The 21,940-nt window shown below is 61.6% G+C and carries 20 protein-coding genes and 1 pseudogene; 11 read left to right on the forward strand and 10 right to left on the reverse strand.

Annotated features, from left to right (window positions below):
- The 5 genes and pseudogenes from VGU61_RS01685 to VGU61_RS01705 form a co-directional block, all read right to left on the reverse strand.
- Positions 1-378 (reverse strand): annotated as a pseudogene (locus VGU61_RS01685) (hypothetical protein); the annotation flags it as partial.
- Positions 379-432: 54 nt separating this feature from the next.
- Positions 433-1,371: a DMT family transporter gene (locus VGU61_RS01690; RefSeq protein WP_326857361.1), complete on the reverse strand. Its 939-nt coding sequence runs from the start codon at positions 1,369-1,371 to the stop codon at positions 433-435.
- Between the two features lie 62 nt (positions 1,372-1,433).
- Positions 1,434-2,282: an AraC family transcriptional regulator gene (locus VGU61_RS01695; RefSeq protein WP_326857362.1), complete on the reverse strand. Its 849-nt coding sequence runs from the start codon at positions 2,280-2,282 to the stop codon at positions 1,434-1,436.
- A 108-nt stretch (positions 2,283-2,390) separates the two neighbouring features.
- Positions 2,391-3,926 carry a YifB family Mg chelatase-like AAA ATPase gene (locus VGU61_RS01700; protein ID WP_326857363.1) on the reverse strand — a complete coding sequence of 512 codons (1,536 nt, stop codon included), beginning with the start codon at positions 3,924-3,926 and terminating at the stop codon, positions 2,391-2,393.
- Between the two features lie 78 nt (positions 3,927-4,004).
- Positions 4,005-4,244: an accessory factor UbiK family protein gene (locus VGU61_RS01705; protein ID WP_326857364.1), complete on the reverse strand. Its 240-nt coding sequence runs from the start codon at positions 4,242-4,244 to the stop codon at positions 4,005-4,007.
- 282 nt (positions 4,245-4,526) lie between these two features.
- On the opposite strand from VGU61_RS01705, the gene VGU61_RS01710 reads away from it, so the two are divergent.
- From VGU61_RS01710 to ptsP, 8 genes are all read left to right on the forward strand, one after another.
- On the forward strand, positions 4,527-5,255 hold the full coding sequence (locus tag VGU61_RS01710; RefSeq protein ID WP_326857365.1) for a TorF family putative porin: 729 nt from the start codon (positions 4,527-4,529) through the stop codon (positions 5,253-5,255).
- A 12-nt stretch (positions 5,256-5,267) separates the two neighbouring features.
- Positions 5,268-5,606, forward strand: coding sequence for a P-II family nitrogen regulator (glnK, locus tag VGU61_RS01715; protein WP_326857366.1), 339 nt, complete (start codon positions 5,268-5,270; stop codon positions 5,604-5,606).
- A 15-nt stretch (positions 5,607-5,621) separates the two neighbouring features.
- Complete coding sequence (locus VGU61_RS01720) at positions 5,622-7,181, forward strand: ammonium transporter (protein ID WP_326857367.1); 1,560 nt, start codon at positions 5,622-5,624, stop codon at positions 7,179-7,181.
- A gap of 276 nt (positions 7,182-7,457) precedes the next feature.
- Complete coding sequence (gshA, locus tag VGU61_RS01725; protein ID WP_326857368.1) at positions 7,458-8,756, forward strand: glutamate--cysteine ligase; 1,299 nt, start codon at positions 7,458-7,460, stop codon at positions 8,754-8,756.
- Positions 8,757-9,112: 356 nt separating this feature from the next.
- Complete coding sequence (gshB, locus tag VGU61_RS01730) at positions 9,113-10,051, forward strand: glutathione synthase (protein ID WP_326857369.1); 939 nt, start codon at positions 9,113-9,115, stop codon at positions 10,049-10,051.
- Between the two features lie 56 nt (positions 10,052-10,107).
- Positions 10,108-10,515 carry a PTS fructose transporter subunit IIA gene (locus VGU61_RS01735; protein ID WP_326857370.1) on the forward strand — a complete coding sequence of 136 codons (408 nt, stop codon included), beginning with the start codon at positions 10,108-10,110 and terminating at the stop codon, positions 10,513-10,515.
- A 99-nt stretch (positions 10,516-10,614) separates the two neighbouring features.
- Complete coding sequence (locus VGU61_RS01740; protein WP_326857371.1) at positions 10,615-10,884, forward strand: HPr family phosphocarrier protein; 270 nt, start codon at positions 10,615-10,617, stop codon at positions 10,882-10,884.
- Positions 10,885-10,889: 5 nt separating this feature from the next.
- The gene (gene ptsP / locus VGU61_RS01745) at positions 10,890-12,641 is read left to right on the forward strand and encodes a phosphoenolpyruvate--protein phosphotransferase (protein ID WP_326857372.1); all 1,752 of its coding nucleotides are present in this window, start codon (positions 10,890-10,892) and stop codon (positions 12,639-12,641) included.
- 288 nt (positions 12,642-12,929) lie between these two features.
- Here ptsP and VGU61_RS01750 read toward each other — a convergent pair whose 3' ends face one another.
- The 5 genes from VGU61_RS01750 to VGU61_RS01770 all read right to left on the reverse strand — a co-directional run bounded on the left by VGU61_RS01750 (position 12,930) and on the right by VGU61_RS01770 (position 18,301).
- A complete protein-coding gene (locus VGU61_RS01750) occupies positions 12,930-14,438 on the reverse strand; it encodes a tripartite tricarboxylate transporter permease (protein WP_326857373.1) in 1,509 nt (502 codons plus the stop codon).
- Positions 14,439-14,440: 2 nt separating this feature from the next.
- Positions 14,441-14,923 carry a tripartite tricarboxylate transporter TctB family protein gene (locus VGU61_RS01755; protein WP_326857374.1) on the reverse strand — a complete coding sequence of 161 codons (483 nt, stop codon included), beginning with the start codon at positions 14,921-14,923 and terminating at the stop codon, positions 14,441-14,443.
- Positions 14,924-15,064: 141 nt separating this feature from the next.
- On the reverse strand, positions 15,065-16,045 hold the full coding sequence (locus VGU61_RS01760) for a tripartite tricarboxylate transporter substrate binding protein (RefSeq protein ID WP_326857375.1): 981 nt from the start codon (positions 16,043-16,045) through the stop codon (positions 15,065-15,067).
- A 235-nt stretch (positions 16,046-16,280) separates the two neighbouring features.
- Positions 16,281-17,111: a citryl-CoA lyase gene (locus VGU61_RS01765; RefSeq protein WP_326857376.1), complete on the reverse strand. Its 831-nt coding sequence runs from the start codon at positions 17,109-17,111 to the stop codon at positions 16,281-16,283.
- Entirely contained in the window at positions 17,108-18,301 is a 1,194-nt protein-coding gene (locus VGU61_RS01770; RefSeq protein WP_326857377.1) for a CoA transferase, read from the reverse strand. Before VGU61_RS01770 ends, VGU61_RS01765 begins: the two co-directional genes overlap by 4 nt.
- Before the next feature lie 322 nt (positions 18,302-18,623).
- Here VGU61_RS01770 and metX point away from each other — a divergent pair, with 322 nt between their 5' ends.
- The 3 genes from metX to VGU61_RS01785 all read left to right on the forward strand — a co-directional run bounded on the left by metX (position 18,624) and on the right by VGU61_RS01785 (position 21,833).
- On the forward strand, positions 18,624-19,769 hold the full coding sequence (gene metX, locus VGU61_RS01775; protein WP_326857378.1) for a homoserine O-succinyltransferase MetX: 1,146 nt from the start codon (positions 18,624-18,626) through the stop codon (positions 19,767-19,769).
- Positions 19,766-20,377: a methionine biosynthesis protein MetW gene (gene metW, locus VGU61_RS01780; RefSeq protein WP_326857379.1), complete on the forward strand. Its 612-nt coding sequence runs from the start codon at positions 19,766-19,768 to the stop codon at positions 20,375-20,377. The genes metX and metW overlap by 4 nt, the downstream gene beginning before the upstream one ends.
- A gap of 148 nt (positions 20,378-20,525) precedes the next feature.
- On the forward strand, positions 20,526-21,833 hold the full coding sequence (locus VGU61_RS01785; protein WP_326857380.1) for an AmpG family muropeptide MFS transporter: 1,308 nt from the start codon (positions 20,526-20,528) through the stop codon (positions 21,831-21,833).
- Positions 21,834-21,940: the final 107 nt, after the last annotated feature.

Below are 21,940 nucleotides of genomic sequence, written 5' to 3' on the forward strand. Positions count from 1 at the left end.
CTCACCGCCCGCGGCTGCCGGGCCGGCCGCTTCGATATACAGGCCGTTATCCAGGGGCTTCTCCTGCCGGACGGTGCCGTTGATATTCTTTACCAGGGCCGTTTTCATCGCGGTGACCGCTTTGCCTGCGGCAGCGGCATCCGCCATCTTCGCCGTACCGACAGCGAAGGTGACACCTGCCGTTTCGGCAGCGGTCATCGTCATGTTGACTGGTGTGCCGTCGAGATTGATCTCGCGTGACACCGTCGCCGGTTTTGCAGGCAGCAACACCGTATAGGAAGCATCCGGGCCGCGCACTTCGCGCCAGTCGAAGGTCGGGCTGCAGGCCGACAGGAACAGTACGGTGGCGGGCAGGAGGGAGGAAAGAAAATTCGGCATGACGGCATGGTAACAGCAGCGGCAACGTGATGCCTGTGATGCGCGAAAAGGCGGTCAGGCATTGCGGAAAGCGCGTATGCCCAGCACGACGCCGACGCACAGCATCACGATTCCCGCCACCACTTGCGACGCCGGCGCCTGGCCACGCAAGACGAAGGCATACAGCAGTGCCGACAGGGTTTCGAACACGATCAGCTGGCCCGTGAGCGACGTCGGCAGCTTCTGACTGGCGCGATTCCACAGCAGCGTGCCAAGCCAGGAAGCGCACAGGCCGAGCGTCAGCATCAGGCCGATGAACGGCAGCGGACGCGGACCGAGAGGGAAGGCATACGTGCTGTCGCCGGCATGCACGTAGATGCCATAGACGGCAAAACCAGCCAGCGCCAGTGGCAAGGTCGCCAGTCCCTGTGCGGTGGCCCATGTCGATGAACGGATATGCGTGTTTCGTTTCAGGTGGCGCGCATTCATGATCGGATACCAGGTCCAGGCGGCAACAGCGCCCAGTGCGATCACGCAACCGATGACGTAATCCGCCAGCGGACGCTTGCCGTCCAGGTGTTCCAGTTCGCTTATGTTCACCAGCATCAGACCGATGAAAATAATGATCAGTGACGGCGCCAGCCTGTGCCATGCGATGGTTTCCGACGGGTGTCCAGGCGACCAGTTCGAACAGACCGCGATGACGACGGGCAGCGTGCCGATCAGCATCGCCGGCAAGGGTGCATCGGCCAATTGGATCGCGGTCGCCAGCGCGGCGTAGTACAGGATGTTGCCTACCAGGGCGAGGCGGAGGGCGGCCATCCAGTCGGCTTTCGACAATGCGGCGAGACGCTCGCGATCGAACAGGGCCGGCACCAGCGCGATCAGGCCGAAGCCGATATAACGGCCGAACGACAGCACCAGGCCGGGATAATCCCACAACATCAACGGCGCAACGAACACCAGGCCCCACATCAGGCCGGCGCCGAGCGCGCACAAAAAACCGATCAGCATGAGGAAACAATCAATGAAAGGAAGGCAACAAGGATGCGCGACGCGGCATCCGACGCCATGCATTATCGGCGGGCAGCGACGGTGGGTCTTGTACCGATTTGCTGTTGGTACTGCGCCGGCGTGACGCCGTAGGTCCGCTTGAACCAACGGTTCAGGTGGCTCTGGTCGGTCAGGCCGACGGCCGCCGCGGTATCGGACGGCGTCGTCCTCTGCGCCAGCAGGGACTTCGCCCGCGCCGCGCGGCGCGCCTGCACGTACTGGTGCGGCGTGGCATGAAACTGTGCGGAGAAGGTCCGGACGAAGTGAAACACCGACAAGCCCGCCTCGGCGGCCAGCGCCTCAATGCCGAGAGCTTGGTCGAGATGGGCCTCGATGCAATCGAGCACTCTTTGCATCGACGCCGTGCGATGCCGCCGCTGCGGCGATGCCGGTTGCAGTGCGCTCGCATGCCTGCCGTAGCGGGCGATCATCGTATCGACCAATTGCGTGAAATCGGAAATGAATGCCAGGTCGTCCGGGGCATCCCACATCCGGCGGAACAGCGCGCGATAGGCCACGGCGAGTTGCGGATCATGCACCGCCGCCTCGGGAAAGAATGCCTCGCTGCCGGTCAGTTCGCGCAGCGCCTGCGGTTCGATGTACAGCATCTGGTAGGTCCAGCCGGCGTCGATCTCCGCCTGGCCTGTGTGCAGCTCATCCGGGTTCAGCAGTACCAAGGTGCCTGCCGGAGCTACGTGTTCGGTGCCGCGATAACGGAAGCGCTCGACGCCCGCTTCGATTGCTCCCATTGAATAGCCGTCATGCACATGCGGCGCGAACGCATGATCGACGAGCCGCGCCGAATACAGCTCCACGCCCGGCAGATGCGGGGTGGCTTTGAAGGTGACGAATTCGGAGGGATGGTGGAACATGTTCGGTTGAGGAATGGACGAACGCGGATGGCTGAATGATAAGGCGTTATCGATCTTATTGCCTGAACACGAAGGTTTGCGGCAACACAGCTTGTCAAGACATCAAACTTATTGCTCCCGCAACTGCTCCCGCAACGCCCTTCGATACTGAATCGCCTCCGCCACATGCGCCTGCCCGATCGTCGGCCTGCCCGCCAGATCGGCAATCGTGCGCGCCACCTTCAGCACGCGGTGATACGCCCGCGCCGACCAGTTCAGGCGCGTCATCGCCGTGCGCAGCAATTGCTCGCCGCCGGCGTCCGGCTTGCAGTGTTCATCGATATCGACAGGTGACAGCAGATGGTTGCCTTTTCCCTGGCGTCTCAACTGAAGCGCATAAGCTTCCCCGACCCGCGCGGCGATGGCGACGGATGGCTCGCCATCCGCCTGCTTCAGCAAGTCCTCCTGCGCAAGCGCGCCGACCTGGATCTGCATGTCGATGCGGTCCAGCAGCGGGCCGGAGATCTTGCCCTGATAGCGTGCCACCACCTCCGGTGTGCAGCGGCATTTGTTGGAAGGGTGGCCCAGATAGCCGCAAGGGCAGGGGTTCATCGCGGCGATCAGCTGGAAGCGCGCTGGATAGTCGGCCTGCCGCGCGGCCCGCGAGATCGTGATGTGGCCGGACTCCAGCGGCTCGCGCAAGACCTCCAGCACACGGCGGTCGAATTCAGGTAATTCGTCGAGGAAGAGCACGCCGCGATGGGCGAGCGAGATTTCCCCGGGACGCGGTGCGCTGCCACCGCCGACGAGCGCCACGCCGGAGGCGGTGTGGTGCGGCGCGCGGTAGGGACGTGCCTTCCATTTCGAAATCGAGAAGCCGCCGTTCAGCGATTGCACCGCCGCCGATTCCAGCGCTTCCTCGTCCGTCATTGGCGGCAGAATGCCGGGAAACCGCGAGGCCAGCATCGACTTGCCGGTGCCGGGCGGACCCATCATCAGGACGCTGTGTCCGCCTGCGGCCGCGACTTCGAGCGCCCGTTTCACCTGCGCCTGCCCCTTGACGTCGGCAAAGTCCGGATGGGATGCGGCCGCCGGCGCGGCGCCTGCGACATGGTGGGCGAGTCGCGCATCCGCGTCGGCGGCGGCGAAGTGGGCGCATACCTGCAGTAAAGAATCGGCTGGAAAAATGGCCGCATCGGTCACCAGGGCCGCTTCATCGGCATTGGCGCGCGGCAGAATGAAGGCGCGTTGCGTGCCGGATGCGCCGGCGGCGCGGTGCATCGCGAAAGTCATGGCGAGCGCGCCACGGATGGGGCGGAGGTCCCCCGACAGGGAAAGTTCGCCGGCGAACTCGTATTTCGCCAGGTCATCGGCAGGCATCTGGCCCGATGCCGCCAGGATGCCGAGCGCGATCGGCAGATCGAAGCGGCCGGATTCCTTCGGCAGGTCGGCCGGCGCGAGATTGACGGTGATCCGGCGCGCAGGAAACTCGAAACGCGCATTCTGCAGCGCCGCCCGTACCCGGTCCTTCGATTCCTTCACCTCGGTTTCCGGCAATCCGACGATCGTGAATTGCGGCAGTCCGTTGGCCAGATGCACTTCGACGGTCACTTCCGGCGCCTGCATGCCTGCCAGGACACGGCTTTTCAAGACGGCTAGGCTCATCCCATACCTCGTTTATTGTTTTTGTTAGGTCCGGCGGACTTAGCCGCCGGCTATCGGCGATGCGCCCGGCGCATCGGTTTACTTGCCCAGGCGTGCTTCCAGTTCGGCAACACGCGCTTCCAGTGCCTCCAGCTTGGCCCTGGTCTTGGCCAGCACCTGGCTCTGCACGTCGAATTCCTCGCGGGTCACGAGGTCGAGCTTGGAGAAGCCCTGGTTCAGCATTGCCTTGACGTTCTTTTCGAGGTCCTTGGCAGGAGAGTTCTCGATTGCCTGGCTGATCTTTGCCTGCAAATCATTAAAAAAGTTATTGCGTTCCATATTGGACCTTTATTTACGGGGAATCGGCACCGCGCTAGTGCGATTACATTTGTTCGCTTCAATCTGGTGCGCATCAATTTGGTGCGCCGAGGGTGAAGCGAGGTGCGGCGGTGTGCATATCCTAGCCCGTCTCACAAAATAACAATACCCCGGCGCGGGTTTGGTGCAAAAAATATAACGTATCCATGGCGAAATTGGGTGGCATGAGTCCTGCTAATCACGAAACAAGTTCCATCGACATTTGATGTTCTTGTTTTATCCAACATAACTAAGGGAAGCGCCATGAAAAAACTGATTCTTGCTACGGCTGTTACCGCCGCTTTTATGAGCAGTACCGCCCAGGCGCAGGATAAGAAGCCGGACCACGAAGTCAGCTTCAACGCCGCCGTTGTCAGCGACTACCGCTATCGCGGCATCTCGCAAACCCGTCTCGACCCCGCTTTGCAAGGCGGCGCGGACTACGTCAACAACCCGAGCGGCTTCTATGTCGGCACATGGCTTTCCACCATTAAATGGATCAAGGACGTTCCGGGCGGCGACGCCAACATCGAATGGGACATCTATGCCGGCAAGCGCGGCGAGATTGTACCGGACGTGTCCTACGACGTCGGCGTCCTCACTTATATCTATCCATCGAATAACCTGAATCCGAGCGCCAACACGACCGAGCTTTACGGGCAGATCGGCTATGGCCCGGCCTATCTGAAGTATTCGCATTCGGTGACCAACCTGTTCGGCTTCGCCGACAGCAAGAACAGCGGCTATCTCGATATCGGCGCCAACATCGACGTCGGCAACGGTTTCACCGTCAACCTGCATGCCGGCCGCCAGCGCGTGAGAAACAACTCCGCCGCCAGCTACACCGACTACAAGGTCGGCGTCACCAAGGATTTCGGCTTCATGACCGGCAGCCTTGCCTACATCGACACCAACACCGACGCCTATGTCGGTCCAAACGGGAAAAATCTCGGCAAGGGCCGCGCAGTGCTGTCGCTCAGCAAAACTTTCTAAACCGAGGACATCATGAAACTGATCACTGCGATCATCAAACCCTTCAAGCTGGACGAAGTCCGCGAAGCGCTGTCCGCCATCGGCGTGCAGGGCATCACCGTGACCGAGGTCAAGGGCTTTGGCCGGCAAAAAGGCCATACCGAGCTGTATCGCGGCGCCGAGTATGTCGTCGATTTCCTGCCGAAGACAAAGATCGAGGTGGCCGTTGACGAGGCTATCGTCGATCGCGTGATCGAAGCGATCGAGGCAGCGGCCCGTACTGGCAAGATCGGCGACGGAAAAATATTCGTATACGACCTGCAGCAGGTAGTGCGTATCCGTACCGGCGAGACCGGCAAAGATGCACTCTAACGCGGAGATACCAACATGAAAAAACAGATACTCAGCTTCATTGCGGCCAGCACCTTGCTGTTCGCAGTCGGTTTCGGCCAGCCGGCGCTGGCGGCCGATGCGCCGGCCGCCGGCGACACAGTCGCGCTGACCACGACGCCGTCATCCCCCTCCGCTGCGCCGGCCGGCAGCGATGCCGCCGCTCCTGCCGCCGGAGCCGCTGCTTCCTCCGGCGCCACGACTGCGCCTGCCGCTGCGGCCGCAGCGCCTGCCGCGGCAACGCCGGTGCCCAACAAGGGCGATACCTCCTGGATGATCATGGCGACGGTGCTGGTCATCCTCATGACCATTCCCGGTCTCGCCCTGTTCTACGGTGGACTGGTCCGCTCGAAGAACATGCTGTCGGTGCTGATGCAGGTCTTCATGATCTTCTCCCTGATCACGGTGCTGTGGGCGGTGTACGGGTACTCGCTGGCGTTCACCGAAGGAGGCAGTTTCATCGGCTCACTTGACCGCCTGTTCCTGAAGGGCATCACCGTCGATTCCGTCGCGGCGACCTTCAGCAAGGGCGTGGTGATCCCGGAATTCATCTTCGTCGCCTTCCAGGCAACCTTCGCCGCCATCACCTGCGGCCTGATCGTCGGCGCGTTCGCCGAGCGCGTGAAGTTCTCCGCCGTGCTGCTGTTCGTCGTGCTGTGGTTTACGTTCTCGTACCTGCCGATCGCACACATGGTCTGGTTCTGGGCCGGCCCGGATGCTTACACGGATGCCGCTGCCGCTGAAAAAGCGACTGCCGCGGCCGGATGGCTGTTCCAGAAGGGCGCGCTCGACTTCGCCGGCGGTACCGTGGTTCACATCAACGCCGCCGTCGCCGGCCTGGTGGGTGCTTACGTCATCGGCAAGCGTGTCGGTTACGGCCGTGAATCCATGGCGCCGCACTCGCTGACCATGACGATGATCGGCGCTTCGCTGCTGTGGGTGGGCTGGTTCGGTTTCAACGGCGGTTCCGCCTATGAAGCCAACGGCGCGGCCGGACTGGCGATCGTCAACACCATCTTCGCCACTGCCGCTGCAACGCTGTCCTGGTCCTTCGGCGAGTGGATGGGCAAGGGCAAGCCGTCGATGCTGGGCGCTGCTTCCGGCGCGGTTGCCGGCCTGGTCGCGGTAACGCCTGCCGCCGGTTTCGTCGGCCCGATGGGCGCCATCGTGATCGGCCTGCTGTCCGGCATTACCTGCCTGTGGGGTGTCAATGGCCTCAAGCGCATGCTTGGTGCGGACGACTCGCTCGACGTGTTCGGCGTGCATGGCGTCGGCGGTATCCTCGGCGCCCTGCTGACCGGCGTATTTGCTTCGCCGGCACTCGGCGGCACCGGCATCTACGACTATGTCGCCAACAAGGTTGCGGAAGACTACTCAATCGCCGGGCAGGTCTGGATCCAGTTCCAGGGCGTAATCACCACGGTCATCTGGTCCGGCGTGGTGGCTTTCATCGCCTACAAGCTGGTGGACCTGCTGGTGGGTCTGCGCGTACCGGAAGAGGAAGAGCGCGAAGGCCTGGATATCTCCAGCCACGGCGAATCCGCTTACCACGCTTGATGCACTGATTCAAACATATTGTTTCTCCAAGCGGTTTTTCGAGCGCCTCCCACGGGAGGCGCTTTTTTTTGTTCCCGGCTTTAAAAAAGCGGATCGAGCCCCAAGTTGGCCGGACATAGCCCGATTCATGCGGTGGTCGCTGGCGTCATGGTGTTGCAAAAGATGCATCAAATGCATGATCAGGCATGCAACAGGAGACGGACGCGGATCGGCGATTCCCGTTAGAATCGATAACGTTTTCCGCATTGGCGTCAATGTCATTTATCTAAGGCTTATATGGTTCCGCATCTCGTCACGGCCCTGAATGGCCCGCTTCTCGATCTGGAGAAGAAAATTCTGGCTGCCACGCCCGCCATCGAGCGCTGGTTCCGGCTGGAATGGCAGGAACACACCCCGCCGTTTTACTGTTCGGTCGACCTCCGTAATGCCGGTTTCAAGCTGGCGCCTGTCGATACGAATCTTTTTCCCGGCGGCTTCAACAACTTATCGGCGGAAATGCTGCCGCTCGCAGTGCAGGCGGCAATGGCGGCCATTGAAAAGTACTGCCCGGATGCAAAAAACCTTTTGCTCATCCCGGAGCGCCATACCCGCAACACGTTTTACCTGCAAAACGTTTCCCGTCTGATCCAGATCTTCCGCCAGACCGGCCTGAATGTGCGGCTCGGCTCATTGTCGGACGACGTCAAGGAACCGACGCAGATCGACCTGCCGGACGGCACGTCGCTCACGCTGGAGCCACTGGAACGCCAGAACAACGGCCGCCGCCTCGGCTTGAAGAATTTCGATCCGTGCACCATCCTGCTCAACAACGACCTGTCGTCCGGCATCCCGTCGGTGCTGGAAAACCTGCATGAGCAAAACCTGCTGCCGCCGTTGCACGCCGGCTGGGCGGTGCGGCGCAAGACCAATCACTTCGCGGCCTATGACGAAGTGGTCAAAAAGTTCGCCAAGCTGATCGATGTCGACCAATGGATGCTGAATCCGTATTTCGCAAAATGCGGTGAGATCAATTTTCAGGAGCGTACCGGCGAGGACTGCCTGGCAAGCAATGTCGACATGCTGCTGACCAAGATCCGGAAAAAATACAAGGAATACGGCATCAAGGAAACGCCGTTTGTGATCGTGAAGGCCGATGCCGGCACGTATGGCATGGGCATCATGACGGTCAAGGATGCGAGCGAGGTGAAGGACCTGAACCGCAAGCAGCGCAACAAGATGTCGGTGGTCAAGGAAGGGCTGGAAGTCAGCGACGTCATCATCCAGGAAGGCGTGCATACGTTCGAGCATATCAACGATGCCGTGGCCGAGCCGGTGGTGTACATGATCGACCGTTACGTTGTCGGCGGTTTCTACCGCGTGCATGCGGAGCGGGGCGTCGATGAAAACCTGAATTCACCGGGTGCGCATTTCGTTCCGCTGGCGTTCGCGCAGCAGCACGCGCTGCCGGACCTGCAGGCCAAGCCGGGTACGGCCGCGCCGAACCGGTTCTACATGTACGGCGTCGTGGCGCGGCTGGCATTGCTGGCGGCCTCGGTGGAGATGGAAAAGACGGATCCGAATCCGGAAATTTATTGATTTATCGTCAAACGAAGTTCACGAACGTCGGGTTTCCGCAATTGCGAAAAAATAGATGCGCGGTAATGGCAGTATGGATGCCGGCTTAAGGTCGCAGTCTGGCCCCTTCCCCCTGTCAGGGGGAAGGTTGGGAAGGAGGTAGTGAGGTCGAATCAAATTATGTAGTCGCTCAACCTCACTACCCCCACCCTAGCCCTCCCCCTGAGAGGGGGAGGGGACCTTGCACAGTGTGTGCGGACGCATCGCAATATGCGAGCGAAGACTCAATGCTTAAGTCTTACGCATAAGCGATCTCGCGACACCATGCTTCCATAACTCCTGCGCAGCTCTTGTACACAAATCCAACCAAAACAACCATGAAATTCGCCTTCCTAGCCGATCCCCTCGATACCTTCAAAACCTACAAGGACACCACCTACGCCATGATGGCGGAAGCCGGTCGGCGCGGGCACGAGGTCTACGCGTTCCAGCAGAAGGACATGTCGCTCGAAGACGGCGCGGTGAGCGCCGCCATCACGCGCGTCACGCTGACCGGCGATGAAAAGGATTGGTACAAGACCGATGCGCCGGCGGTGACGAAGCTGAGCGAATTCGATGCGGTGCTGGTGCGCAAGGACCCGCCGTTCGACATGGAATATGTGTACCTTACTTATCTGCTGGAAGTCGCCGAAGCCCAGGGGGCGCGCATTGTCAACCGGCCGGAAGCGATCCGCAGCCATAACGAAAAGCTTGCGATCGCCCAGTTCCCGCAGTTCACCTCGCCGACGCTGGTGACCAGCGATACCGCCAAGGTGCGGGCCTTCCACGCGCTGCACAAGGATGTAATCCTCAAGCCGCTGGACGGCATGGGCGGCGCCGGCATCTTTCGCGTGAAGCAGGACGGAATGAACCTCGGCTCCATCATCGAGACGCTGACCAACAACGGCAGGCGGACCATCATGGCGCAGCGCTTCATTCCGGAAATCGACAAGGGCGACAAGCGCATCCTGCTGATCGGCGGGCAGGTGGTGCCGTTCTGCCTGGCGCGCATCCCGCAGAACGGGGAAGTGCGCGGCAACCTGGCTGCCGGCGGCCTCGGCGTGGCGCAGCCGATCTCGGCACGCGACCGCGAGATCGGCGAGGCGCTGGGTCCGGTGTTGTCAAAGCGCGGCTTATTGCTGGTAGGATTGGACGTCATCGGCGACTACCTCACCGAGGTGAACGTGACCAGCCCGACCTGTTTCCAGGAAATCAAACAGCAGACGGGCTTCGATGTGGCGGGCATGTTCATCGATGCGCTGGAAAAAGCTGCATGACGGACGGATCGGATGACCCGATAAGCGGGCATCTGCAATTTACAATTTACTAAAACATGGTTGGTATTCTTCTCCTGACGCATGCACCGCTCGGCAACGCCTTCATCGAGGCGGCAACGCACGTCTTTCGCGGGCGGCCTGAGCGACTCGAAGCAATCGATGTGCGCGCAGATCAGGACCCGGTCGAGGTCAACAAACTGGCAAGCGAAGCCATCCGCCGGCTGGATGTCGGCGCCGGCGTGCTGGTGATCACCGATGTGATGGGCGGCACCCCGTCCAACTGCACGCTGCGGCTCTGCGATCCCGGCCATATCGATATCATCGCCGGCATCAGCCTGCCGATGCTGCTGCGCGCACTGACCTACCGCAACGACACGCTGGACGTGGTGGTCGAAATGGCGCTGGCCGGCGGACAAAGCGGCGCGGTGCGCGTGGATAACAGGGTGCGCCTCGGACCGAGTTGATGCACAAGCACTAGCGGTCCATGCACGCTGGACCGCGGCATCCAGATGTCGCTTCAAACCTCGCAGTTCAATCTTATTTCGCAACCACAAACAACAAAAATGATCCAAAAGGAAATCGAAATCGTCAACAAGCTCGGACTGCATGCACGGGCATCGGCCAAGCTCACCCAACTGGCGGCAAAATTCAAAAGCGAAGTCTGGCTGACCCGCAACCAGCGGCGGGTGAACGCGAAATCCATCATGGGTGTGATGATGCTGGCGGCGGGCAAGGGGGCGACCCTGTTGCTCGAAGCCGACGGCGCCGACGAAAAAGAGTGCGTCGATGCGTTGACCGAGCTGATCAACAACAAGTTTGGCGAGGGCGAATAAGACACATGGCTTCGTTCACGCTACACGGCATTCCGGTTTCGCGCGGTATCGCTATCGGCCGCGCGCATTTGCTCGCGCCGGCGGCGCTGGACGTCAAGCATTACCTCATCCCCGAGGAGCAGGTGGAAGCGGAAGTGCAGCGGCTGCAGAAAGCCATTGCCGCCGTGCACAAGGAACTGCAAACCATCTGGAACGAATTGCCGAAGGACTCGCCGGCCGAACTGGGCGCCTTCATCGATGTGCATGCGCTGATCCTGTCCGATCCGATGATTTCGGAAGTGCCGCTCGATATCATCCGCAGCCGCTATTACAACGCAGAATGGGCGCTCGTAACCCAGATCGATGAGTTGTCGGCGCAGTTCGATGAAATCGAAGATACCTACCTGCGCGAGCGCAAGGCGGACATCCAGCAGGTCGGTGAGCGGGTATTGAAAATCCTTACCGGCAGTCCCAGTGTGCTGCCGACGACCGACGGAGCAGAGGAGTCGGCGGGGCGCATGATTGTCGTCGCGCATGACATCTCGCCGGCCGACATGCTGCAGTTCAAGGACCGCGCCTTCGGCGGCTTCGTCACCGATCTCGGCGGCCAGAATTCCCATACGGCGATCGTCGCCCGCAGTCTCGATATCCCGGCGGCGGTCGGCGTTACCAACGCATCGGCGCTGATCGAGCAGGACGATTGGATCATCATCGACGGCGACGCCGGCGTGGTAATCGTCGATCCGCCATCGAAGGTGCTGGAGCAATACCGCGAGCGGCAGGCGCGCCTGGTGCGCGACCGCAAGAAGCTCAGCAAGCTGCGCAAGACCCCGGCGGTCACCCGCGACGGAACGGAAATCACCCTGTGCGCGAACATCGAATTGCCGGACGACTGCCCGGCGGCGATGGAAGCGGGCGCGTCCGGCGTCGGCCTGTTCCGTTCCGAATTCCTGTTCATGGGACGTGCCGGATACGTCAGCAAGCTGCCGTCGGAAGACGAACAATTCGAGTCCTATCGCAAGGCAGTCGTCGCGATGAAGGGCCGCCCCGTCACCATCCGCACCCTGGATATCGGCGCCGACAAGCCGCTCGACACGGTTGAACATACCGCCCTCAATCCGGCGCTCGGCCTGCGCGCCATCCGCTTCTGCCTGGCCGAGCCGCAGATGTTCCTCGCCCAGCTGCGCGCCATCCTGCGCGCCTCTGCCTTCGGGCCGGTCAAGCTGCTCATTCCGATGCTGGCGCATTCCTTCGAAATCGACCAGGCGCTGGCAATGATCGAACAGGCCAAGTCGCAGCTGCGGGAAGCCAACAAGAAGTTCGACCCCCTGGTGCCGGTGGGCGCAATGATCGAAATCCCGGCTGCGGCGCTGACCCTGCCGGTATTCGTCAAACGCCTGGATTTCCTGTCGATCGGCACCAACGACCTGATTCAGTACACGCTGGCGATCGACCGCGCCGACCATGAGGTCGCGCATCTCTACGATCCGCTGCACCCGGCGGTGCTCTACCTGCTGTCGACCACGATCGCCGTCGGCGCCAAGGCCGGCATACCGGTCTCGGTATGCGGGGAGATGGCAGGCGATGCGCGCTTGACGCGGGTATTGCTGGGCATGGGGCTGCGTGAATTCTCGATGCATCCGACGCAGTTGCTGACGGTGAAGCAGGAGATATTGAACAGCGATCTGGAGGTCATCATGCCGCAGGTGAGGAAGATTTTGCGGATGATGGAGCAGAAGTCGATTGTCGAGGCGGTGGAGCAGTTGCGGGCGTTGTAGGGCAATGCTGTGTTTGATTTGGTGTCAGCGTGTTCAGATTACCGTAACGTACCTTCCCCCTCTTAGGCGGAAAGCAGGGGTGGGGCAGTCTGCGCAAGGGTAGCGAAATTGACCGTCTGTATGCGATAGCTGAACTTTACTATCCCTCCTTGCAGGACGCATCAGCGCTTGCAGGCGCTGATCGTTCCGCAGGCGGGCAGCCTGCTGCCCGAATTCCCTGCTACACCCCTAACCCTTACCCTGAGAGTGGGAAGGCAACTTACATTGATATTTGCAACCACATGTAATTCATCCCGCCACAACCCCCATCCTCCGCCGCGCCGCATACCACTTCCACAGCGTCGGCGCCACCAGCAACACCACCGCCAGCACCAGCACCGATGCCGAAATCGGCTTGGTGAAGAAGATGGATGCATCCCCCTGGCTGATCGACAGCGCGCGCCGCAGCTGCTGCTCCGCCACCGGCCCGAGGATCATGCCGACGATCGTCGGCGCAACAGGGATGTCGTAGCGGCGCATCAGGAATCCGGCCAGCCCGATCAGGTACAGCAACAGCAGATCGAACCAGGAATTGCGCAAGCCATAGGCTCCAAGCGTAGCGAAGATCAAAATGCCGCCGTAAAGCAAAGGCCTCGGAATGCTGAGCAGCTTGATCCACAGGCCTACCAGCGGCAGATTCAGCACCAGCAGCAACACATTGCCGATGTACATGCTGGCGATCAGACCCCATACCAGCAGCGGCTGGGTCTCGAACAGCAGCGGCCCCGGCTGCAGGCCGTATTGCTGGAATGCCGCCAGCACGATGGCCGCCGTGGCCGAGGTCGGCAGGCCGAGCGTGAGCAGCATCGTCAGCGTGCCGGTGCTTGCCGCATTGTTCGCCGCTTCCGGTCCGGCCACGCCTTCGATGGCACCTTTGCCGAATTCCTCCGGATGTTTGCTCAGCTTCTTCTCGATCGCATAGGACAGGAAGGTCGGGATCTCGGCGCCGCCGGCGGGCATCGCGCCCAGTGGGAAGCCGAGGAAGGTCCCGCGCAGCCAAGGCTTCCATGAGCGCGCCCAATCGGAAGCGGACATCCAGATCGATCCCTTCACCTGCTCCAGCTTGTCCTGCTCGCGGTTGAGATACGTTGCGAGGTACAGGGTTTCGCCGACGGCGAACAGGCCGACCGCCGCGACCACCACGTCGATGCCGTCGAGCAGTTCCGGGATGCCCATGGTGAAGCGCGCCTGCCCGGTCTGGCCGTCGATGCCGATGAGGCCGATCCACAACCCGAAAAACAGGCTGGCCAGTCCGCGCGCCATCGACGATCCGAGCAGGGTGGAGACGGTGACGAAGGCCAGCACCATGATGGCGAAGTATTCGGCCGGGCCGAACTGCAGCGCGAGATTGACCACCAGCGGCGCGACCAGGGTAAGCAGCACCACCGAGATGGAGCCGGCGACGAAGGAGCCGATGGCGGACGTCGACAGTGCCGGACCGGCTCGGCCGCGCTTGGCCATCATGTTGCCTTCGAGGGCGGTGACGATGGTAGCGGATTCGCCGGGGGTGTTGAGCAGGATGGACGTGGTGGACCCGCCGTACATGGCACCGTAGTAAATGCCGGAGAACATGATCAGTGCGCCGGTCGGGTCGAAGCTGGCGGTGGCGGGCAACAGCAGCGCCACGGTGAGCGCCGGCCCGACGCCGGGCAGCACGCCGACAAGAGTGCCGAGGGTGACGCCGATGAAGCCGAGCAGCAGGTTCTGCAGCGTCAGCGCGACCGAAAAACCGGCCAGCAATGCGTTAAAGGTTTCCATGATCAATCACCTCCCAGCAGGCCGTTGGGCAACTGCAGGCCGAGGCCGGAAGTGAAGATAAAAAACGCGGCGGTGGATAGTACCGCGCCGACCACGATGTCGCGCAGCAGCTTGCGGCTGCCGAAGCCGCGTGCGATCAGGATGAACAGGAAGGTGGACGCCAGGATGAAGCCGGCCCAGCCGATCGCCGCCATGTGCAGCAACACCGCGCCGCTCAGGATGGCGAAGGCAAGCCAGTCGGGCGTATCGTGCGACTCGTCCATCGGCACATTGCGCCATCCGCCGGAAATGGCCTGCCAGGCAAGGATGCCGCCGAGTATTACCAGCCCGGCGCCGATCCCCATGGGGAAGGCACGGGGGCCGATCTGCGAATAGCCGGTGCCGCTGCCGATGGATTGCGCGCCGATCAGCGTATAGACGCCGAGAGCGACGAATGCAAGGGAAATCAGCAATTCCCCGGTATTGATCCGTGATCGGGATGCCATGTGTCACCTCTTTATTATTCTTGCGGCGGATTCTTGCCGGGTCTCCGGCGTAGCCAGTAGTCGTGCGCGCGTGACCGCTATACGGCCTGCGCATGAGCGGTGCCGCTGTACGGGCCGCTCATGCGCTGTTTGCGGTGTCTCTTACTTCTTGACCAATCCAAGACCGGCGATGATCTTCTCCGTCTCCTTGATCTCTTTATCAAGGTAGTCCTTAAATGCGTCGCCTGCCAGGTAGGAATCGGCCCAGCCGTTTTTGGCCAGCGTTTCCTGCCAGGTCTTGCTCTTGGCCGTCTTTTCCACCACTGCGATCAGCTCTTTCTTTTGGGCGTCGCTGATGCCGGGTGCGCCGAACACGCCGCGCCAGTTGGCCAGCACGACATCGACGCCCTGTTCCTTCAACGTGGGGATGTCGAGGCCGGGCAAGCGCTTGTCGGACGTGACGGCCAGCGGACGCATCTTGCCGGTCTTGATCTGGCCTTCGAATTCGTTATAGCCCGACAAGCCCACGGTGACATGGCCGCCGAGGATGGCGGCCTGCGCCTCGCCGCCGCCGGCGAAGGGAATGTAATTGATCTTGCTGACATCGACGCCGGTGGCCTGGGCGATCATGCCGACGATGATATGGTCGGTGCCGCCAGCCGAGCCGCCGCCCCAGGATACGCTGCCGGGATCGGCCTTGAATTTGGCCACCAGATCCTTGACCGACTTGATCGGCGAATTGGCCGGCACCACCAGCACATCGTATTCGCCGGTCAGGCGCGCGATCGGTGTGACCTGCGACAGGCTCACCGGTGATTTATTGAGCGCGATGCCGCCTACCATCACGCTGCCGCCCACCAGCAGGGCGTCGCCCTTGCCCTTGGATGAATTGACGAATTGCGCCAGCCCGATGGTGCCTGCGGCGCCGCCCTTGTTGTCGATCTGCACTTTCTTGACGATCTCGCCGGTCTGCATTGCCTGTCCCAACGCGCGGCCGGTCTGGTCCCAGCCGCCGCCCGGGTTGGCCGGCACGAGGATTTTCAGGCTGTCGACCGCGAGCGCCGGCGCGCTTGCAAGAAGGCTGATGGCAGTAACCGCCGGAAGAAGCCAGCGGCCGAGCGAAGTGCGTTTGATGTGATCCATGTCTCTCTCCTGTGAAGTATGTGCCTGCAATGGCGCTGCCGCAATACGCCGCCGATTCGCGCCTTTTCCTTAACGTCAAGGTGCCCTGCAGTGAATGCTTGTGATGCGGCAGCGTTGTATCAGGGGCATTCGGGCGTACGGATTTGAACGCCGTGCGCGCTTACCTTAACCAACATAGCTTGCAATCCGCTTTCAGTCTTTGCGATTTTCTAATGCACACGAAGATTGAGGTGTTTCAATGGTCTGTCTGGTCTTTGAGCAATGTGCGCGGCGCATGACCGGTGTAGCGATAGGCAAGCTGTCGCGGCATCGGCCCCTTGTTGCGTTCGCCACGCCCGCTTTGTTCCCATGCATGGGCAAGGATGCCGACCGCGCGCGAGAGGCAGAAGATGCCGCGCGCCAACGGCGCGGCAAAGCCGAGCTCGGCGTAGATCACGGCGGTGGCGCCATCGATGTTCATCGGTATCGGCTTCCCCTTCCGACGGTGCAATTCCGCTTCGATGGCGCGTGCGATCGCAGCGAAGCGTCCTTCGACGGTGCCTTCGCCCGTTGCCGTGTCCACTAATTCAAGCAGCCGCGGCGCGCGGGGATCGACCGGATGGAAGCGGTGGCCGAAGCCGGGGATGAATTTGCCATGGGTGGCGATGAATGAGTCCAGCCCGGCGGCGACCGCGGCGACCATCGGCACGCCTTGCCGGATGCGGCTATCCACATCGAGAAACAGTTCGACCGCCTGCTGTCCGGCGCCGCCATGGACATCGTCCAGCGTGTTGAGCGCCGAGGCCATCGCGCCGTTCAGCGGCAGGCCGCAGCTCACCGCCATGCGTGCCACGGCAATCGACGGCGCGTGCGGGCCGTGATCGACCGAGGCCACCAGCGCCGCTTCCAGCAAGCGTGCCTGCGCCGGTGCCGGCAACTCGCCGCACAGCATCATCCACACCATGTCGGCAAAGCCGACCCGGCCGATCAGTTCCTCGATCGGATAGCCGCGCGTGCGGATCACGCCCGGCGCGATGTCGATGATGTCGGTGCGCCAGTAATCCGCGGCGAGTTCGCTATCGGTCATATCACTCCCTGTTCATGTAATGTGTGGATGCCGGCATCGTCATAGCCGAGATGCCTGAGCCAGCGTTCGGTGTCGGCGGACAGGGCGGGCGCCGGCGATGCCGGGGCAACCGGCCCGCCATCGATATGAAAGCCCGCACCGGCGACCTGCTGCGGTCCTGTCGATGTGTCGAATTGTTTGATGAAGCCGCGTTGTCCGACATGCGGATGCGCAAGAATGTCCGGTACATTCATCACCTGTCCCGCCGGAACGCCCGCGTCGATCAGCAACGCTTCCCACTCGGGCGCACCGCGCGATGCCAGCGCCGCTTCGATCTCCGCATTGAGCGCGGCACGATTGACCTTGCGGCTGTGCCGGTCGGAAAAACGCGGGTCGGTTCTCAGATCTTCCCGACCGAGCAATTCGCACAGCGACTGGTATTGCCGCTCTTCATTGGCGGCGATGTTCAGCAGGCCGTTGCCGGTACGGAAGGCGCCCGACGGCGCGGCGGTGAAATTTTGGTTGCCCATCGGCGTCGGGGCGTTGCCGGTGTTCAGATAATTCGACAAGGGCCAGCCCATGGTGGAAAGCGTCGCCTCCAGCATCGACACATCGATCATCCGGCCCCGCCCGCTGGCACGCGCATCGACCAATGCCGCACAGACGGCGAAGGCGGCGGTCATGCCGCCGATGGTGTCGCATACCGGATAGCCGACCCGCAACGGGGCGCTGTCCTCGTCACCGGTCACGCTCATGACGCCCGCCATGCCCTGGATGATCTGGTCGTAGGCGGGACGCTGCGCGAGCGGGCCGGTCTGGCCGAATCCGGAAATCGCGCAATACACGAGGGCGGAATTGTCGGCCGACAGCGTTGTGTAATCGAGTTCGAGCCTCGCCATCACGCCGGGACGGAAATTTTCGATCACCACCTGGGCATCTGCAACCATGCGCCGGAATAACCGCTTGCCTTCCGGATGCTTCAGGTTGATCGTCATCGATTGCTTGCCCGCATTGACGGCAACGAATGAAATGCCCATGCCGCGCGCCGCCGCCTGCGGATCGGCACCGAGGCGACGGGCAAGGTCGCCGCCGTCCGGCTGCTCGATCTTGATCACTTCGGCGCCGAGCAGGGCCAGTTGGTAGGCGCAAAACGGACCGGCCAGGACGTTGGACAGGTCGAGCACACGGATGCCGGAAAGAGGAAGGGTCACGGTCGCCTTGCTATTGATAGATTGCCATGCATGTACGCCAGCATATCAGTCGAATCCGGTCCGTCAAGGCGCGGCGTGCTTGCCTGTTTGACGGCATCAGGCGACTTCGTTATTCTTACGGCATTGCGCCGATTTGATAATCAGCTTGCGGGCGCGTAATAAATACGGCTAAAGCGTACTTGAATGTAAGTTGCATACAAGAACCGAATTTAGCCCGACGAGCTGACCAGCCGTCGGGCTTTTTTGTTGGCCGCTAAATTTACATTTGCCCAATCGGCTTACCGGCCTGCCGGCCTTCATGACTCATCTTATTTGGACCGCTATGTCATCTGTCGGAATCGTTTCACCCCAATCGATGCACTTCCCGGCGCCGCTCCCCTTGCAAAGCGGCGCATCGCTCGCCGATTACACGCTCGTCTACGAAACCTACGGCACCCTGAACGCAGATCGATCGAACGCTGTACTGATCTGTCACGCATTGAATGCATCGCATCATGTAGCCGGTATCTACGAGAGCGGTGGACGCAAGAACATCGGCTGGTGGGACAACATGGTGGGCCCTGGCAAGCCGGTCGACACCGACCGGTTCTTCGTCATCGGCGTCAACAACATCGGCTCCTGCTTCGGCTCGACCGGGCCGATGCACAGCAATCCCGCCACCGGCAAGCCTTACGGCGCGGGCTTTCCCGTCGTGACCGTTGAAGACTGGGTGAGGGCGCAGGCCCGCCTTGCCGACGCGCTCGGCATTCGGCAATTCGCCGCCGTCATGGGCGGCTCGCTCGGCGGCATGCAGGCAATGTCCTGGAGCATGCTCTTCCCCGAGCGTCTGCGCCACTGCGTGGTAATCGCATCCACGCCCAAGCTGTCCGCGCAGAACATCGCGTTCAACGATGTCGCCCGGCAGGCTATCCTGACCGATCCCGAATTCCACGGCGGCGATTTCTATGCGCACGGCGTGGTGCCGAAAAACGGTTTGCGGGTAGCGCGCATGATCGGCCATATCACTTATCTGTCCGACGACAGCATGGCCGAGAAATTCGGCCGCGAGCTGCGCAACGGCGATTATCAATTCGGCTTCGGCATCGATTTCGAGATCGAATCCTACCTGCGCTATCAGGGCGACAAGTTCTCGGAATACTTCGACGCCAACACGTACCTGCTGATCACCAAGGCGCTCGATTACTTCGATCCCGCCAAGGCTTACGGCGGCGATCTGCGCAAGGCGCTGGCGGTGACGCAAGCACAATTCCTCGTGGTCTCCTTCACCACCGACTGGCGCTTCTCCCCCGAACGCAGCCGCGAGATCGTCGAGGCGCTGGTCAGCAACAAGCGCCGCGTGAGTTACGCAGAGATCGATGCGCCGCACGGGCATGACGCCTTCCTGCTCGAGGACGAGCGCTACATGAACACCGTGCGCGCGTATTACAACCGCATCTGGCAGGAAATCGATCAAAGGAGGGCGGCATGAATTTCCGCGAACTGAGCGTGCTGCGCGCCGATCTTGCTTTCATCGCCCACTGGGTGCGCGATGCCTCGCATGTGCTCGATCTCGGCTGCGGCGACGGCGTGATGCTGGAATATCTGCAAACCGACAAGCATTGCATCGGCTATGGCGTCGAGATCGACGATGCAAAAATTCCCGTCTGCGTCTCGCGCGGCGTATCGGTCATCCAGCGCGACCTGGAAAGCGGGATGAGCATCTTCGCCGACAATGCATTCGACACCGTTCTTTGCCTATCCGCGCTGCAGATGATGAAAAACGTGGAAGGCATTCTTGCCGATATCGCACGTGTCGGGCGTGAAGCCATCGTGTCATTCCCCAATTTCGCCTACTGGCCGCACCGCATCTCCATTTTCCGGGGCCGCATGCCGGTGTCCAAGCACCTGCCGTATGAGTGGTATGACACGCCGAATGTACGCTACGCAACAATTAGTGATTTTGAGGAACTTGCGAACCGGGTCGGGCTCGAAGTGCTCGAGTGCATCGCATTGCACAACGGCAAGCCCGTGACTTTTCTGCCGAACTGGCGTGGTAGTCTTGCCGTGTTCCGATTACGTAAAAAGACCCCTGCATGAGTGTTCCCGCGAGTCAGGTCCCGGCATCCGCCGGAGACCAACCGAAATTCCCTTGTCTCCAGCTGCTCCCGATCTGCGTGTTGCCTCGTTTGCAAGCCGTGCTGATCAATCGGCCAACTGACGCGGGCGGCGCTGAATGAGCGCCGTGATGAAAGCCAAGGACAGCGGCGCCAAGGCAGCGCCGCGCATCCGGGATGCCTTCCTGCATCCGTCCGCGTGGACCATGTTCTTCTTCGGCTTCGCTTCCGGCCTGCCTTTCCTGCTGGTGGCGGGCACCCTGGCTTACTGGCTGCGGGAAAACGGCATCACGCTGAAGGACATCACCATGATCGCCAGCGCCGGCATGGCGTATTCGTTCAAGTTCCTTTGGGCGCCGCTGGTGGACCGCCTGCGGCTACCCCTGCTGGGACGGCTGGGTCAGCGCCGCAGCTGGCTGCTGCTGACGCAGGTGCTCGTGATGCTCGGATTAATGGCGATGGCGTCGGTCACGCCGTCGCAACTCGGACTGTTCGTCGGCCTGACGCTGCTGGTGGCAGTCGCCGGCGCGACGCTGGACATCGTGGTGGACGCCTACCGCATCGAGATCGCCCCCGTCGAGGCGCAAGGTGCTTTGGTCGCCACCTATTCGCTCGGTTACCGGATTGCGCTGATCGTCACCGGCGCGCTGGCGCTGGTGCTGGCCGACCATGCCGTCTGGCCGAATGTGTACCGGGTCATGGCGGCATGCATGCTCATTCCCGTCATCACCAACCTGATGGCGCGTGAACCGGAAGTGTTGCGTATCCAGGTGCAAAGCTGGTCGCAGGGTTTGCGCGAGGGTGTCGTTGAGCCATTCGCCGACTTCTTCCGACGCTTCGGCGGTCGGGTAGGTTTGCTGATCCTGCTGTTCATCCTGCTATTCAAGATTTCCGACCAGGCGCTGGTCGGCGGCATCATGGGCCCGTTCTACCTGGACCAGGGATTCACCAAGACGGAAATTGCCACGATTTCCAAAGTGTACGGCATCTGGGTCGGCATCGCCGGCGCTTTCCTCGGCGGCATCGCGGTCGTGCGGTGGGGCGTGGAGCGCGCGCTGCTGGCGGGCATCGTGCTGGGAGCGCTCAGCAATCTGATGTATTTATGGCTGATCGGCGCCAACGGCAACGTCGGCATGCTGACGCTGGTCATCTCCGCCGAGAACCTGGCGCAAGGCTTGCTTGGTACTACCGCTGTTGCCTATCTCTCGGCACTGGTGAACCAGCGCTACACGGCCACCCAGTATGCGCTGTTCAGTTCGCTGATTACCTTGCCGGGCAAGGTGCTGGGGTTTTATTCCGGCCGCATCGTCGAGGCGGTCGGGTATGCGCCGTACTTCTGGATCACCACGCTGGCGATCGTTCCGGCCGTCATTCTTTTCTTCTGGCTCCTGCCGAGGGTGAAGCTGGATGGGGGAGCGGCACAGGCCGACACGCCCTGACGGTCGTCGCCAACGCGCCAGGGATATCGGCGGCGGCTGCCATCATGCGCCAAGGGTGCGAACTGCTGTCGGCAATCAAGATGATTCTGGTTTTGTTGGAGGACAAT

This window comes from Noviherbaspirillum sp., from assembly GCF_035944575.1.
Lineage (GTDB): Bacteria > Pseudomonadota > Gammaproteobacteria > Burkholderiales > Burkholderiaceae_D > Noviherbaspirillum.

Coding starts and splice junctions, on each gene's coding strand:
- VGU61_RS01690 (WP_326857361.1), bottom strand. CDS start 1,371: ATGCTGATCGGTTTTTTGTGCGCGCTCGGCGCCGGCCTGATGTGGGGC.
- VGU61_RS01695 (WP_326857362.1), bottom strand. CDS start 2,282: ATGTTCCACCATCCCTCCGAATTCGTCACCTTCAAAGCCACCCCGCAT.
- VGU61_RS01700 (WP_326857363.1), bottom strand. CDS start 3,926: ATGAGCCTAGCCGTCTTGAAAAGCCGTGTCCTGGCAGGCATGCAGGCG.
- VGU61_RS01705 (WP_326857364.1), bottom strand. CDS start 4,244: ATGGAACGCAATAACTTTTTTAATGATTTGCAGGCAAAGATCAGCCAG.
- VGU61_RS01710 (WP_326857365.1), top strand. CDS start 4,527: ATGAAAAAACTGATTCTTGCTACGGCTGTTACCGCCGCTTTTATGAGC.
- glnK (WP_326857366.1), top strand. CDS start 5,268: ATGAAACTGATCACTGCGATCATCAAACCCTTCAAGCTGGACGAAGTC.
- VGU61_RS01720 (WP_326857367.1), top strand. CDS start 5,622: ATGAAAAAACAGATACTCAGCTTCATTGCGGCCAGCACCTTGCTGTTC.
- gshA (WP_326857368.1), top strand. CDS start 7,458: ATGGTTCCGCATCTCGTCACGGCCCTGAATGGCCCGCTTCTCGATCTG.
- gshB (WP_326857369.1), top strand. CDS start 9,113: ATGAAATTCGCCTTCCTAGCCGATCCCCTCGATACCTTCAAAACCTAC.
- VGU61_RS01735 (WP_326857370.1), top strand. CDS start 10,108: ATGGTTGGTATTCTTCTCCTGACGCATGCACCGCTCGGCAACGCCTTC.
- VGU61_RS01740 (WP_326857371.1), top strand. CDS start 10,615: ATGATCCAAAAGGAAATCGAAATCGTCAACAAGCTCGGACTGCATGCA.
- ptsP (WP_326857372.1), top strand. CDS start 10,890: ATGGCTTCGTTCACGCTACACGGCATTCCGGTTTCGCGCGGTATCGCT.
- VGU61_RS01750 (WP_326857373.1), bottom strand. CDS start 14,438: ATGGAAACCTTTAACGCATTGCTGGCCGGTTTTTCGGTCGCGCTGACG.
- VGU61_RS01755 (WP_326857374.1), bottom strand. CDS start 14,923: ATGGCATCCCGATCACGGATCAATACCGGGGAATTGCTGATTTCCCTT.
- VGU61_RS01760 (WP_326857375.1), bottom strand. CDS start 16,045: ATGGATCACATCAAACGCACTTCGCTCGGCCGCTGGCTTCTTCCGGCG.
- VGU61_RS01765 (WP_326857376.1), bottom strand. CDS start 17,111: ATGACCGATAGCGAACTCGCCGCGGATTACTGGCGCACCGACATCATC.
- metX (WP_326857378.1), top strand. CDS start 18,624: ATGTCATCTGTCGGAATCGTTTCACCCCAATCGATGCACTTCCCGGCG.
- metW (WP_326857379.1), top strand. CDS start 19,766: ATGAATTTCCGCGAACTGAGCGTGCTGCGCGCCGATCTTGCTTTCATC.
- VGU61_RS01785 (WP_326857380.1), top strand. CDS start 20,526: ATGAAAGCCAAGGACAGCGGCGCCAAGGCAGCGCCGCGCATCCGGGAT.